This is a genomic window from Mobilibacterium timonense (assembly GCF_900155555.1).
Taxonomy (GTDB): domain Bacteria; phylum Bacillota; class Clostridia; order Peptostreptococcales; family Anaerovoracaceae; genus Allobaileyella; species Allobaileyella timonense.
In genome coordinates, this window is record NZ_FUHN01000007.1 from 327,843 (window position 1) to 342,630 (window position 14,788).

Genomic DNA, 14,788 nt, shown 5'->3' on the forward strand with positions numbered 1-14,788 from the left:
ACTCAGATGGATGCCGCAAATAGCTCAAGAGCCAGGCTGCTCTCCATACGACCTGTCTTGAACTGCTGATCTATGTCGTAGACCTGGATCAGCAGATTTTTTATGTGTTTTTTCCCATATCCCCTCGCCGCCTGATACGCCTTCGAAAGCCGGTACTCATTGGCTCCGAGTTCCTTCGCCATCTCTTTTGGCGTCATCCCCCTCTCGCTCAGCTCAAGGGAATCGTACATCATCTCCAGCTGGCTTGTGAGAAGTCCCGTGAGGCTTATTGCGATCTTGTTTTCATCGCTCTTGCTCTCGGCCTTTTCCAGATTGTTCAGGATCAGTTGAAATGCCGTCCTCTTATCCTTCCTGCCAAGTGCGTCTATCATTGAAAAGACGAACCGCTCCTCGTCGCCGGTCATCATCTCGTCGATCAGCTCGCGGCTTATGCGCTGCCCGTCCTCTGCCCCGGTGAGCTTTTCCAGGTTCTTCTCTATCTCGTCCAGCGTGACGGTGCTCTCCTTGTTGAAGTATCCGGTGACGCTCACCAGATAGTCCATGTCCTTCGTGGTGATGAGCTTATCAGCTGCCCTGAGTCTTTTGCTGATGAACTGCTTCAGCTCGGCAGGACTTATGGCCCCCATCTCGTATGCTGAACACTTCTTCGCAAGTGCCTTCCCAGCGGCGTTCAGCTTCCCGCTCCCGCTGTACATGCTGTCCAGATAGAAAATAATTATCGAAGAGTCTGGCTGCTCGCCTGCAAGCCGCTCCAGCTGCTTCCTGGCAGCGTCGTCCTCTGCGCTCTTTTCCTTTCCCTTCCTGTGCAGGACGGGCAGGTTCCTGACCAGTATCACCCGTTTTCCCGGAAACATGGAGTACGTCATGGCACTGGATACCACCTTTTCCATGTCCGCCGATTCGTCGAGCTGTAAAACGTTGAGGTCCCTGTACTCGGGAGTCACGTACTTATTGATCACCGCGTTTATAGCCCAGCGGATGAGCAGATTTTCCCTTCCGTAGAAGAAAAACACGCTCCCCGTCCTTCCGCTCCTGAAGTCCTCTGCAAAATCCTTATATGACAATTCTCATTCCCCTATCATGCTGTGGACGGCGATCCCTCCCGGCCTGAGCCTGATCCCCACGGCCCCGTTCACGTCCGTCCTGTATACCTTTATTTTTCTTTTTTCCAGCCTCTCCAGGACCTCACGGTGAGGATGTCCGTAAAGGTTATTCCTCCCCACCTGGATCACCGCTATCTCCGGATCCACCGCCTCGAGAAAAGCCTCCGAGGAGCTGCTCCTGCTCCCGTGATGGCCCACCTTGAGCACGTGGCACTTAAGCTTGTCCGACTGGCCGTAGTATTCTACCATGGCGGTTTCATCTTCCTCAAGGAGGTCCCCCGTGATCATCACCTTCTTATTGTTTATGTGAAAGATCATCACCATGTTCATCTCGTTGTCATTGGACGAGGCCTTGACGTCATCCTCGCCTTCCATTCCGTTTCCAGTCTCATCAAGCGGCCAGACGACCTCCATCCAGGCATCCCTGCCAAGACCCACCCTGTCTCCCTGAGAAAGCCGGAACACCCGGCCCGTGCCGGTGATGTTTTTCAGGTCTCCAATTCCATATCTCTCCGAGACCGCCACCGTTCTCACCGGAAATACCTCCCTCAGCTCCTCTGCTCCGAGGGCGTGGTCCTGGTGCAGATGTGTGAGAAAAGAAATATCGATGCTGGAGCAGCCGTTTTTGAGCAGATAAGGCCTTAGTGTGTCCTTTCCGATGTCATATCTGTCCGACCCTCCGCCGTCCACAAGGAAATTTCCGGCACCCGTCCTGATGTGGATGCCGTCTCCCTGCCCCACGTCGAGGAATATCAGGTCGTCCTGTAAAAAATGGCTTCCCGCCGCGTACCCGGCGGCCCCTGCGGGGATGGCGAGAATGCACATGACGGTAAGGAGCCTTTTCCACTCTTTTCTTATTATCCGTACCGTGGCGAACTCGGATGACATGTAGAACATCCCAAGATACAGCAGGGCCAGCGTCCATGCCGGTATCGATACGATCCCGAAGTCGGCCGCACCAGTCGCGAGAATGCTGTTTGACCTCACGATCATATGGCTCAGACCTTCCAGCGCAATTCTGGCAGGAGAAGGACATGTTCCCGTGACGGTCATCACACAAAGGGATGATATGGCAACGGGACCGAAAATGGACGCCAGGAATATCATCGGTATGTTTATGAAGAGGCTGAATGGATTCATGCTGTTGAAAGAAAATGCCGTAAAAGGTGTCATGGCACCCTGCACTCCTGCGGCCGTACCGAGTCCTCTTCCCAGGAAATGCTCCAGCGGCCCGGAAAGGAATGCCATGCCCATCATCGCCAGTCCGGACATCAGGAAGCCTGTATTAAGAATGAGGTACGGCTGGATAGCCAGCATCGCCATTACCGCAGCGCTGAGGGCAGACAGCAGGTCAAAAGGCCGCCTCACATGGGTGGCGAAGGCCGAGACGGTCAACATGATGCAGGCCTTCACAGTCGACGGGCTCCACAGAGTCATCTCTCCATATATGAAAAGCATGGATATTATCACTATTGAGACGGCGAGTGTCCTTCTTGATCTCGTCAGAGACTTCAGCGCCCCATATATGATCCCCAGATGGAGACCGCTGACGGTGAGTATGTGAGCCGTATTGTTCAGGGCGAATTCGTCGTATGTCTCTTCGTCCAGGCCCGATTTGTCCCCGAAGACCGCTCCCTTAATGAATTCCCGCGTGAGCCTGTCTTCTCGGAAAGCATTCTGAAAATCGATGCGCTTTCTGAGAAGGATCCTTCGTGCTCCCCAAATGATGTCCTGCATATCCTTTTCGAATAGTTCGAGGTCACCATTTCGTGTGTAAGCAGCATGATGATCTCCGCTCAGCGAGATCTCACAGGGCTCTGCCACGGCTGCGATGCCTCTGCTCTTCAGATAATTTCCGTAGTCGAACATGCCGGGGTTCCTGGCTCCTTCCGCTCTTTCCCATATTCCGCGCACACTGACGAAACGTCCGACGAGGAGGAGAGGCTCTTTTTCCAGTATCTCAGGATGACCCTTCACATCTACCGGCAGCAGGAATCTCCTTCCGCGGCCGTCACTGACCGTGAGCCTGAGCTTGTCCCTCTGCCCATCTTCGTTTTTATATTCTCTCGCGTCTACGATCCTGCCAGATATAAATTCAGCGGAATTCGTCCTGGACAGAGAATCGTAATTCTCTTCAAGCCGCGCCCCGTACCAGGCGATCAGTGAAAGTCCGATACCGGCCCAAATGAGAAGGCACGCGAGATCACCTGTCCCTATCTCCCCGTTTCCTGCAAGTACGACCACAGCAAATATCCCGGAAAGGATGACCAGCAGTCCCTCAAGCATCATCCCCCTGTCCATCAATATATATCCGGCGAAAACGCCCCACATCATCGACACGGTATACGCGAAAAGCCTGCGCCTGATCATAGCTCCGTCTCCCTGCCCGCCTCCGGCACCCGCTGAAAACCCTTTTTCCAGACAATACCCTCGCAGGATCACAGAATCAACGGGGTCTGAACAATTGTGCATTTAAATGACGTTAAAATGTATTTTTTTGTAAAAAATGCCGATCAGACAACAGATCGTGCCAGAGTTCTACCTTCTAATATAAAGATTTTCTGAAAATTTCTGGGAAACCGTCAGTTATGTTTCATTTGAATTGTGAAAAATGTTAAAATGAAACGATTATTGAAAGGACTACTATGGCAGAAAACAAGAAACCAAACTCAAATAACATAAACGGCAAGAGACCCGCTTCTTCCACCCCTGCCAGCGACGACGCGCGCAAACAGAAGGAGATGCAGGCTCTGGCAAGAGCAATGGCGAGAAAGCGTCTCCGCGAACAGCAGGAGGCGGCTGCCAGGAAAACTTCTGCTGCGACATCATCCGACCATTCTCAGGGAAGCAAAAGGAGCCAGGCAGGCCCGGGCACCACTGAGGAAATTTCCAGGGAAATAGCGCAGGCTCAGAAGTCCCAGGCTCAAAAGCAGCAGGAGATGCGTGAACTGGCCCAGGCCATGGCCCGCATGAAGCTGAAACAGGACAGGGAGCAGGCCGGTGTCAGTCCTGCCGCTCAGGCCGGCAGCGATCACGCCGCACATACCGGGATCTCAGAGAGCGCCCATGCTGCCCGGACCACTGCTGCAAGCAAGTCCGCTGCAACTCAGCAACCACATCACCAGTCCAGAGTGGAAAGGCACATGGCCGAGAGCGCTGCACGTCATAATACAGCAAGGCCACAGTCGCGGGTCCAGGCACCACAGTTCGCAGAACCATCCCTTCCGCTTTCTGACAGCCCTGATGACGATGATTTCCTGAAGCGTATCGATGCTCAGCTCAGCGGTCAGGATCCTGAAGAAAAAGGACACAGGATAAAGCGGCACCTTCACCACAGATCTGAGGAGGCCACAGGTACTAAGGCAGCGGCTGAGAAGCATCCTAAACTAGAGGTTGCAAAGGAAAAACTGAAGCATCCGAAGGAGACCCTGATAGAGCTGTTCACCAGGGAGAACCCTGCCTACGACCCGGACGGTGGAGATACCGTCACACTGAACGGCAAGAGCGTCAAGAACCGCCCTCGCCTCTTCAGCGTGAAGAAGACTGTTCGAAATGCCTTCGCTGTGGTCGGAGCAATGATAGTGATCTTTATCTTCTCCGCTGTGCTGATCATTGCCACCGCCCCGAAGATCGATCCGTCAAATATATATGACCAGATCTCACAGTCCTCAGTGATCTACGATCAGGACGGTAACGAGATCGATACCGTGAGCTACGGCCAGGACAGGACCATCATCAAATACAGTGACCTTAACAAGCAGACGGTCGACGCATTCGTGGCGCTGGAAGATAAGACGTTCTGGACGCATCACGGCTTCAACTGGACCAGAATGGCAGGAGCTGTTCTCCAGTCCTTCACCGGAGGCGGGATCAGCGGGACCAGCACGATCACCCAGCAGCTGGCGAGGAACGTCTACCTCCCAGAGATCAAGAGCCAGCGAAGCCTCAAGCGTAAGATCATCGAGATGTACTATGCTCACGAGATAGAAAAGACTCTTTCCAAGAAAGAGATAGTTACCGCGTACCTGAACAGCATCTACTTCGGTTTCGGAAACTACGGCATAGAAGACGCCTCGGAGACCTATTTTTCCAAGCACGCAAAGGATCTCACCCTCGAGGAGAGCGCAGCGCTCGCCGCCCTCCCTCAGTCACCGGATTCCTATGCTTTCCTGGTGCCTCAGGACACGGCGACCGTCGACGGCACTGTGATAACCGTAAATGGAAACAACTACGTGGTGAACGATATATCCAAGTCGAGGCGCGACATCTGCCTCGATTTGATGAAGGATCAGGGGTACATCACCAAGAGCGAGCATGATGAAGCATATGGAAAGGATCTTTCCTCCTTTATCAACCCGACGATCGCGGAGTCAGACGACAACGCTTCGTACTTCACGGACTTCGTCATAAGCCAGGTGATCTCCGACCTTCAAGACGAATACAACATGAGCTACAAGCGGGCTCAGGACCTGGTCTATGCAGGCGGACTGAAGATACACACCACCATGGACGAGACGGCTCAGGATGTCATCGAGAAGGAGTTCGAGGACAACTCGAACTTCCCTGGACTCACCAACCTGCAGAAGGACGGAAACAACAACATCGTTTCCGATTCGGGCTCCATCATCCTCTACGATTACGCGAACATGATCACTGACGGAAAGTTCGTGTTCCAGGATGGCGAGTACAAGCAGAAGAGCGACGGCTCCCTGGTGGTTTACAAGAACAAGAGGCTGAACATATACAAGACCAGCACCTCCAGCGGTACTGACTACAGTCTGGAGTTCAAGTCCTCCTACGTCACCGAGGACGGGACGATCTACATCTATCCGGGCGGATACATAAACATCCCTGCTCAGTACAAGTCGCTGGACAAGAATGGCAATCTGGTGATCTCCGCTGAGTATATAAATAAGAACAGCGACATGTTCACCGAGGTGGACGGTCACCCGGCGTTTACGGAAAAGGCATATACCATGCAGGCGAAGGTCGTGCAGCCTCAGGCGGCGATGGTCATCACCGAGGTCGGCACCGGAGAATTGAAGGCAATGGTCGGCGGAAGAGGTGTGACAGGTTCAAACCTGTACAACAGAGCCACCAACACGAGGCAGCCTGGTTCCTCCATCAAGCCGATAGGCGTCTACAGCACGGCACTTCAGATGAGCAAGGAGGCCGAGAGCCAGGGCAAGACCTTCGATTTCAAGGACCCTGGTAACGACACGCAGGGTGCCGACGGATACGGCGATTATCTGACGGCCTCGTCCATCATCAAGGATGAGCCGCTGACCTTCGACGGAAAGATATGGCCTAAGAACTCCTACAACGGCTTCAAGGGCAACGTCACCATGAGATACGCCCTCCAGCAGTCCATCAACACCGTAGCCGTAAAGCTCTACGAGCAGGAGGGATACAAGAACGTCGCCAACACGATCAAGAAATTCGGCATTTCATCGCTGGATCTCGATGAATCAACGGGAAGCAAGGACGCAGGTCCTGCTTCTCTGGCTCTGGGAGGTCTCTCCAACGGAGTTTCTCCTTACGAGATGGCAGAAGCGTATGCTACCTTCCCTAACAACGGTGTGCGAAAGGATACCATCTGCTATACCACCGTCGAGGACAGCAGCGGAGTTCTCCTTAAGTCAAAGTCAAAGTCACACACGGTTCTGGACAAAGGCGTAGCATGGATAATGACAGACATGCTGAAGTCGGTCGTATCTGACGGTATCGGAAGCAACGCCGCCATCAGCGGGGTACAGTCCGGTGGTAAGACGGGAACCACAGAGAATAACTATGATATCTGGTTCTGCGGATTCACTCCTAACTACTCCGCCGCGCTGTGGATAGGAACAGACGTGAACATCCAGCTCACATCTGCATCCGGAATGGCTGCAAGACTCTGGGGACGCATAATGAACCAGATCCCTGCCGCAAAGCAGGGCAAGTACAAGAGCATGCCGAGCAACGTGGTCAAATACCACGGCGAGTACTACACGAAGGGTACTGAGCCTACCAAATCACAACTGCAGACTATCGAGGAGACCCAGGAAGAAGAGACTACGCCTCAGGAGGTCCCTAAGAACGAGGAGAACAACTCCAGTGGCGAGAACACAGGTGATAACACCGGTGGTAATACTGGTGGTAACACTGGAGGCAATACCGGCGGAAACACCGGTGGCAACACTGGTGGTAACACCGGCGGCAATACCGGCGGAAACACCGGTGGCAACACTGGTGGTAACACCGGCGGTAATACCGGTGGTGATAATACCAACACTACCGGATAATATTCACTAGGGTGGCAGCACGCCCGCCCGGTAAAGCTTCGAATACTTCAGACACACGAAAAGACGAGGCGATGACACGAACGGTGTCAAAGCCTCGTCTTTTTATGTGCGATCACATGCACCACTGGCGGATCCGTATCACAATAACAGACCTGCCATGTCTATATCTGGTCTATATCTGCATCTGACCTTGTATCTCTCTGATGGCCATGGCTCTGTCCTCAGCCTTGAACACTGCGGAGCCAGCCACCAGGATATCAGCACCGGCCTCCTCGAGCTTCCTGGCGTTGTTCCCATTAACTCCGCCATCGACCTCTATTTCGTAGCCGAACCCACCGCTTTTCCTGAGCTGATCGAGCCTTCTTATCTTTTCGAAGGAATTCTCTATGAATTTCTGACCGCCGAACCCGGGGTTCACAGACATCACCAGGACGAGATCCGCATAAGGAAGCACGTATTCCAGGGCAGACTCCGGAGTGGCAGGGTTGAGAGCCACGCCGGCCTTTACGCCCAGGCTGTGGATGTGTTGGATAGTCCTGTTCAAGTGGAGACAGGCCTCAGCGTGGACCGTTATGAATTCCGTCCTGTCGGTAATGAAATCTTCCAGGTATCTGTCAGGATCCTGGATCATCAGGTGCACATCATATGGAACACTGGATATCCTGTTCAGGCTCTTCATGACTGGAGCCCCGAAACTAATATTGGGAACGAACATCCCATCCATCACGTCTACATGTATGTAATCCGCCCCAGAATCACAAACCTGGGCAACGTCTCTGCCCAGGTTTGCAAAATCGGCTGATAAAATCGAAGGCGCTATCTTCGCCATTCTGATACCTCTTTCATTATCTGCAAATAAGATCCATATCGGCTTTGGGAGATCTCTCCCCTTTCCAGCCCTTCCTTCACGGCACACTCAGGCTCGTTTCTGTGGACACAGTCCAGATACCTGCACATGCCGTCGTATCTCCTGAACTCCGGAAAAAAATCCCTCACGTTTTTTTCGTTCAGCTCCGGCGCATCCAGGGAAGTGAATCCCGGAGTGTCGTAGAGGAATGTGTCACACTCAAGGCAGAAGATCTCAACATGTCTTGTGGTGTGCTTTCCACGCCCGGTCTTTTCGCTGATACTTCCGGTCTCCGCTGCACCATTGCCGGCAAGGTGATTGACCATGGTGGATTTACCGACGCCGGACTGTCCGGCAAAGGCCGCACTCTTTCCCCTTATCGCCTCAAGGATCTCATCCACGCCTTCTCCAGTCATTCCGTCGACCGTAAATACCGGATATATATCTTTGTATATGTCGACCAGCTCCTGAAGCCTCCCGGCCGTCACCTTGTCTCTCTTGGTTATCGCTATGATGACCTCAAGCCCCAGCGCCTCGGCTCCCACACACAGCTTGTCCGCCGTGATGAGGCTCGGCTCCGGCTCTGCGGCCGCAAACGTGACGATAAGAGTGTCCAGGTTTGAAACGGGCGGTCGGGAAAGAATATTTATGCGTTTCTCCACACCGGTAATAACTGAATCTCCGGTGTCCGAAAGGTGATATTCCACGTGATCACCCACATACAGGATGTTCTTTCCCCGCTTGAACTTCCCCAGAGCCTTTCCCATGTGGACCTGTCCGGTCTCATCGTCCCTGACGAAGTAGAACCCGCCTATGCCTTTTACAACTCGTCCTTTCATATCCTCCCGTCATTCTAACCGGCTCGATCTCTAACCTGTTGTCGTAGAATCACCCGTGTCGCCGCTGTCGCCACCGTTATCCGTCTGAGGCTTGCCCTTGCTGACCTCGATGTCGATGGTAGTACCCTTGTCCAGCTGTGTATTAGCCGCGTACTGCTGCCACATAACGTAACCATTGCCGTAGACATTGGACTCGTCATATGTGATGTTTCCTACTGTGAATCCGGCGTTTGCAATAGCTGCCTTGGCCTGAGCGAGACTCATTCCCGTTACAGACGGTACTGTAGCCTTCTCCTTACCCTTTCCATCGGAGATCACGATGTTGACTCTGGATCCCTTGCTGGCATCTGCTCCGCCCTCAGGATCTTGTGACAGGATGGTTCCTGCGGCCTGTGTGGAAGTCTGTTCTTTTACCACGCCCAGCTTGTATCCGTATTTCTTGAGGTACTTCTCCACCTCATCGTAGTTCATTCCCACGACATTAGGTACGGTCCCGTCCTTGGAGCCCTTGCTCAGGTTGACCGTGATCGTACGGCCCCTCTTTGCCTCGGTCCCGGCACCCGGATCCTGATCTGCGACGTGATTCTTAGTCACGGAGTCGGAATACACGGAAGAGCCCTTCTCGATCTTGAATCCGGCATCTTCTGCTGCGGCCTTGGCCTCGGCATAAGTCATATTTGACAGATCTGGTACCGTCGTCTTCGCAGTGGTCAGGGCCTTCACTCCCAGCACCAGGAGTGGTATCAGACAGATAGCCGCAACAATTGCGATTATGCGTCTCTTTTTCTTCTGCTCAGGCGTGAGATGTCTCTTCTTTTTCTTTTTCTTCTTCTTGCCGGAGTCCTCTTCTTCCTCTTCCTGATCCTTGGTCTCCATCGCCTTGTTCAGGGCGCTCTCTCCGACCATCTTGGTCACGAACTCGATGTTGTCCAGCTCCTCGATGAGCTCATCGGCGCTTGAGTACCTGTTGGTCTGGAACTTGTCGGTACATTTCATTATGCACCGCTCAAGAGCAGGAGGAATACCGCTGACAAACTCGCTCGGCGGGATGACGTCCTCGTTTATGTGTTTGAGAGCGACCGTCACCGGGTTGTCTCCGTCAAAAGGCACCCTGCCGGTGATCATCTCATACATCACGATACCCAGGGAATAGATATCGGATCTCTCGTCCACGTAATTTCCCCTTGCCTGCTCAGGCGAGAAATAGTGAATGGATCCTATCACCTTGCTTCCCGTGGAGAGGGTGGCGTCGTTCACGGCCTTTGCGATACCGAAATCCGCCAGCTTGGCCACACCGTCCTTGGTCATGAGAATGTTGTGAGGCTTTACATCTCTGTGGATTATCTTGTTCTTGTGGGCCACGCTCAGCGCGGATGCCACCTGACGGGCGATGTTGATCACCGTCCTGTAGTCCATAGGAGCCTCCTCTGCGATGATATCGCTGAGAGGACGACCGTCCACGAGCTCCATTACGATATAGTTGATGTTACCTTCTTTTCCTACATCATAGACACCTACGATGTTAGGATGAGAAAGCTTTGCCGCGGCCTGGGATTCTCTCTTGAAATTCTCGACGAATACCTCGTCCTTCGTGAATTCCGGCCGCAGTATCTTGATCGCGATATATCTGTTCAGTAGCTTGTCCTTGGCCTTGTACACAACCGCCATGCCGCCATCGCCTATCTTCTGGATAAGCTCATACCTGCCGGCCAAAAGTCTGCTGCTCATCTTACTCCTCCATCATGTCTATGCAAATCACGGAAATGTTGTCGCTTCCACCTCTTTCGTTGGCCATATCCACGAGAGTCTTTGCGCAGTCCTGCATGCTCTCCGCAGACTGAAACGTCTCCATGATATCCTTTTCGCTGACCTCGTCATACAATCCGTCGCTGCAGATGAGGATCTTATCATCAGGCTCTATGAAAATGTTGAAGCAGTCGGGGCTGTTGTAAGCGTTTGCTCCTATAGCCCTGGTTATCACATTTTTCTTCTCGTGCACGGCAGCCTCAGCCTTTGTGATGGCTCCCATCTTGAGAAGATCGTTTACATAAGTGTGATCTTCTGTGATCTGATGGATCTCGTTGTTGTGAATGAAATACACCCTGCTGTCGCCGACGTTGGCGATATACAGGATCTTGCCGTCTACGTAAGCGAACACCAGCGTAGTGGCCATTCCATTGTATTCGGGCTTCTCCTGAGACATCTCCCGAATGTATTCGTTAACGTAATTCACCGCATTCTCGAAATACCTGAACATGGCTTCCCTGCCGGCCACGCCGCTGAGGGGATTCTGTTCAACGTAATCCTGCAATGCATCCAGCGCACCCTGGCTGGCCACCTCTCCAGACTTGTTTCCTCCTACACCGTCGGCCAGCATGAAAAACTTCTTGTCCTCCAGGACACGCAATGCATCTTCGTTTTTCGTGCGACGTCTTCCAGGATCTGTAAAGTATCCTATATTCATTAAACCACCTTTATAAATATTGATCGATTCCCGGTCTTCACTGTCTCTGAGCACTCTTCCTCAGAATACACCAATAAAAACCTGTCGTAATATTATATGGTAACAACAGGCATTTTTCAACACACTCAAGGTCATCTCCGCTATTTTCGGCGGCATTCATCTCCCGGAGAAAGCCGTCTGTCACACCTTCGTTTTCATCTCTGTTCAGCGTGCATGTTGAATACATCAGCATCCCACCCGGCCTCACATAAGAAGCAGCGTTTGCAAGGATCTTCCTCTGTATTTCAGCAAGCCGCGAAAATCCTGCCACATCTCCCCTGAGCTTTATCTCCGGCTTTCCTCCGATGGTCCCCAGCCCGGAGCACGGAACGTCTGCCAGCACCAGGTCAAAGGCGTCCTCCCACTCGTCCCTGTGTTCGCTGCCGTCGCTCAGACATGTGGAAATGCTTTTCAGCCCCAGGCGTTCTGCATTCTTCTCGATCAGTTCAAGTCTGTGGTCGTACACGTCGCAGGCCGTGATGCTGCATCGGTCTCCCGTCAGCTCGGCCATTGCCGCCGTCTTTCCTCCAGGGGCCGCACACATGTCAAGTATCCTCGTCTTTCCGGAAAAAACATCTTCGTCTGGCGATATTTCCCGACTCTCCCGGAAGTTCCTGATGAGATGCTCTATGGCCGTAAGGGACCCAGCACCCTGCACCGAATAGTGCCCTCTGGCGAAGAGATCATCCCCGACCGGAGCACCCTCCCTCACCACGACACCCGTATCCGTGCCCGCAAGAGCCTCTACAGTGCATCCTTCTTTTTCCAGAGCCGACATGAGAGTCCCGCGGTCGGTCCTGGTCCTGTTCACCCTGAGGATAAGCGGCTTCTTTTCGTTCATCCCCTCCATGATCCTAACCGCTTCGCCCTCTCCGTACTGCCGGATCAACAACTCCACAAGTTCTCTGTTGTAGGAGAGGGTGATGGACAGCCTGTCCACAGGGTCCGTGGTCCCATCAAATGCAGGGTGATGCCAGTTTTCCAGAAAAAGGTTCTTCCGCTGGCGCATGTAACTGCGAAGGATCGCGTTTATGAATCCGGCAGTGCCCTTCGAAACTCTGCGTGCAAGAGCTACCGACTCGTTCACCGCCGCGTATTCCGGCATTGAGTCCATCTCCTCCACAGCGAATATACCCATGCGCAGAATGATCTTTGTCCGGTTTTTTATTCCTTTGATACCCTTCGAAGCCAGCCTGTCGATATAGTAGTCCGCCAGGATGGAGTTTCTCAGTACTCCTCGCGTCATGGCCCTGACAAATGCTCCGTCGCAGCCACGGTGTTCTTCTACTGCCTTGTTAACCGCCAGATTAGAAAAAGCCTGTTCGACATATACCTCTCTCAGTGCCTGAAAGGAGGCCAGCATGTTCTGATTCATGTTTATATCTTCCATCCTCTCCCGTTGATTCGCGGGATCTTAACTAAGAAATGCCGGCTCCAAGAGAGCCGGCAGCAAAAATACCTATCAGTTCCTGTCCCTCAGGAGCATGATCCTGAGCAGGGACGCCACGGCGGTGGCTAGGGCAGCCACATAGGTCATTGCAGCGGCCCTCAGGACTTTTTTGCTTCCTGTATAATCTGCGTCGTCCACTATTCCTATGGTCCTCATCTGTTTCAGCGCCCTTCTGCTGGCGTTCAGCTCCACCGGAAGTGTAACCAGGTGGAAAAGCACCACAAACACGAAGCAGAGCGTGCCTATGTTGAAGAACAGGGAGCCGTAGGCGTTGGTAGTGGACAGCACAAGCCCGAGAATTATCAGTGGCCAGGAGAATCTGGAGGTCAGGTTCACCACCGGAACAAGCAGGTTCCTGACCTTGATGGGAGCATATCCGACCCCATGCTGAATGGCGTGGCCCACCTCATGACAGGCGATGCACATCGCTGCTATGGAACTGGTCCCCGCGATCTCACTGGACAGGTTCACTGAATTGCTGGAAGGATCGTAATAATCGTTGAGAGCCTCCCCCCTTATCACGTTCACCGGAACGTTCTGAAGTCCGTTGGCATCCAGCACCATTCTGGCCGCCTGGGCTCCCGTGATCCCCCTGCTGTTCCTTATCTGTGAATATCTGCTGTATGCTGATTTTATGTTAGCCTGCACGATGATGGTGAAAATCATGGCAGGTATCAGTACTATCATGGATGTGTAATATCCCCATCCTCCGTAATAATACATTTATCTACACCCCTTTCGATGATCTCTGCTTCAGTCCCGCTTAACCGGGCTCGTTGGTGAAACGATCCCCCGGCGCGAGCCGCCTTCCCCGCAGGAAATCCCTTGCGCTCATCCGCTTTTTCCCCTGGAGCTGCAGCTCGTATATCCTCAGCTGACCCTCTCCGCAGCTGATGTCGAACCAGTCTTTTGTCACATCGGATATGGTACCCGGAACGCCTTTCGCCGGGAGGTCCAGCACCTCACCGCCGTAAAACTTCACCATCTTGTCCCCGAGAAAACTGTGGAGAACAGGCCAGGACTTGAATGCCCTGAGCTTTCTCTCCTCCTCCCGGGCACTGCCGGAAAAGTCCGTAAGTCCGTCCGATTTTTTTATCATGTGGGCGTATGTTGAAAGGCTGTCGTCCTGTGGAACGGCCTTTATCGTCCTGTCCACTATTCCCGGGAGAGTGTCCATGAAGAGCTGTGCCCCCATGTGAGACAGCTCTTCTGACAGCTGTAGGATGTCCTTGTCTCCGATCTCCAGTTCACGGCTCGCCAGCATGTCCCCTGTATCCAGGCCTTTGTCCATCTGCATCAGTGTTACGCCGGTCTTTTCCTTTCCCTGGAGTATAGCGTACTGCATGGGAGCAGCGCCTCTCAGCTCCGGAAGAAGAGATCCGTGGATGTTCACGCATCCCAGCTCCGGGATGCTCAGCACGCTCTCCGGCAATATCTGCCCGTAGGCCGCCACCACTATGATGTCCGGTCTAAGCTCCCTGAGTCTCTCGATGAATTCCTGATCCTTTCTCACCGAAAAAGGCTGAGCCACCTGCAAGCCGTATTCCTCTGCGGCCTTCTTGACAGGGGAGCTGGTCATCTTTCCCCGGTTGCCCCTCTTGTCAGGCTGTGTCACCACCAGCTCCAGTTCGATGTCATCCCTCTCCGCCATCGCTCTGAGACACGGAACCGCGAAATCCGGAGTCCCCATATATACTGCTTTTATCAAATCAACGCCTTTCTTCTCTGCCACTGTCTGTTTCTGTCTGCCTTTGTATACTTC

At 53.1% G+C, this 14,788-nt stretch carries 10 protein-coding genes; 1 reads left to right on the top strand and 9 read right to left on the bottom strand.

What is annotated here, in order from left to right; genetic code table 11:
• Window positions 1-2: 2 nt before the first annotated feature.
• On the bottom strand, window positions 3-1,064 hold the full coding sequence (holA, locus tag BQ7382_RS04495) for a DNA polymerase III subunit delta (protein ID WP_077390938.1): 1,062 nt from the start codon (window positions 1,062-1,064) through the stop codon (window positions 3-5).
• Window positions 1,065-1,067: 3 nt separating this feature from the next.
• Entirely contained in the window at window positions 1,068-3,575 is a 2,508-nt protein-coding gene (locus BQ7382_RS04500) for a ComEC/Rec2 family competence protein (RefSeq protein ID WP_077390939.1), read from the bottom strand.
• A 173-nt stretch (window positions 3,576-3,748) separates the two neighbouring features.
• Between BQ7382_RS04500 and BQ7382_RS04505 the strand changes: the two genes are divergently transcribed.
• Complete coding sequence (locus BQ7382_RS04505; protein ID WP_077390940.1) at window positions 3,749-7,387, top strand: transglycosylase domain-containing protein; 3,639 nt, start codon at window positions 3,749-3,751, stop codon at window positions 7,385-7,387.
• 172 nt (window positions 7,388-7,559) lie between these two features.
• Here the strand turns inward: BQ7382_RS04505 and rpe are convergent, their stop codons facing one another.
• The 7 genes from rpe to fmt form a co-directional block, all read right to left on the bottom strand.
• Complete coding sequence (rpe, locus tag BQ7382_RS04510; protein WP_077390941.1) at window positions 7,560-8,216, bottom strand: ribulose-phosphate 3-epimerase; 657 nt, start codon at window positions 8,214-8,216, stop codon at window positions 7,560-7,562.
• Window positions 8,204-9,073, bottom strand: coding sequence for a ribosome small subunit-dependent GTPase A (rsgA, locus tag BQ7382_RS04515; RefSeq protein WP_077390942.1), 870 nt, complete (start codon window positions 9,071-9,073; stop codon window positions 8,204-8,206). The genes rpe and rsgA overlap by 13 nt, the downstream gene beginning before the upstream one ends.
• A gap of 30 nt (window positions 9,074-9,103) precedes the next feature.
• Window positions 9,104-10,801 carry a Stk1 family PASTA domain-containing Ser/Thr kinase gene (pknB, locus tag BQ7382_RS04520; RefSeq protein WP_077390943.1) on the bottom strand — a complete coding sequence of 566 codons (1,698 nt, stop codon included), beginning with the start codon at window positions 10,799-10,801 and terminating at the stop codon, window positions 9,104-9,106.
• 1 nt (window position 10,802) lies between these two features.
• On the bottom strand, window positions 10,803-11,537 hold the full coding sequence (locus BQ7382_RS04525; protein ID WP_077390944.1) for a Stp1/IreP family PP2C-type Ser/Thr phosphatase: 735 nt from the start codon (window positions 11,535-11,537) through the stop codon (window positions 10,803-10,805).
• Between the two features lie 37 nt (window positions 11,538-11,574).
• A complete protein-coding gene (rsmB, locus tag BQ7382_RS04530; RefSeq protein ID WP_077390945.1) occupies window positions 11,575-12,966 on the bottom strand; it encodes a 16S rRNA (cytosine(967)-C(5))-methyltransferase RsmB in 1,392 nt (463 codons plus the stop codon).
• 72 nt (window positions 12,967-13,038) lie between these two features.
• Window positions 13,039-13,749 carry a zinc metallopeptidase gene (locus tag BQ7382_RS04535; RefSeq protein WP_077390946.1) on the bottom strand — a complete coding sequence of 237 codons (711 nt, stop codon included), beginning with the start codon at window positions 13,747-13,749 and terminating at the stop codon, window positions 13,039-13,041.
• A gap of 40 nt (window positions 13,750-13,789) precedes the next feature.
• Entirely contained in the window at window positions 13,790-14,716 is a 927-nt protein-coding gene (fmt, locus tag BQ7382_RS04540) for a methionyl-tRNA formyltransferase (protein ID WP_077390947.1), read from the bottom strand.
• Window positions 14,717-14,788 lie beyond the last annotated feature (72 nt).

Excerpts from the sequence above, each read along its gene's own strand:
- BQ7382_RS04500 (WP_077390939.1), bottom strand. The coding sequence starts at position 3,575 with ATGCACAATTGTTCAGACCCCGTTGATTCTGTGATCCTGCGAGGGTAT.
- BQ7382_RS04505 (WP_077390940.1), top strand. The coding sequence starts at position 3,749 with ATGGCAGAAAACAAGAAACCAAACTCAAATAACATAAACGGCAAGAGA.
- rpe (WP_077390941.1), bottom strand. The coding sequence starts at position 8,216 with ATGGCGAAGATAGCGCCTTCGATTTTATCAGCCGATTTTGCAAACCTG.
- rsgA (WP_077390942.1), bottom strand. The coding sequence starts at position 9,073 with ATGAAAGGACGAGTTGTAAAAGGCATAGGCGGGTTCTACTTCGTCAGG.
- pknB (WP_077390943.1), bottom strand. The coding sequence starts at position 10,801 with ATGAGCAGCAGACTTTTGGCCGGCAGGTATGAGCTTATCCAGAAGATA.
- BQ7382_RS04525 (WP_077390944.1), bottom strand. The coding sequence starts at position 11,537 with ATGAATATAGGATACTTTACAGATCCTGGAAGACGTCGCACGAAAAAC.
- rsmB (WP_077390945.1), bottom strand. The coding sequence starts at position 12,966 with ATGGAAGATATAAACATGAATCAGAACATGCTGGCCTCCTTTCAGGCA.
- BQ7382_RS04535 (WP_077390946.1), bottom strand. The coding sequence starts at position 13,749 with ATGTATTATTACGGAGGATGGGGATATTACACATCCATGATAGTACTG.
- fmt (WP_077390947.1), bottom strand. The coding sequence starts at position 14,716 with ATGGGGACTCCGGATTTCGCGGTTCCGTGTCTCAGAGCGATGGCGGAG.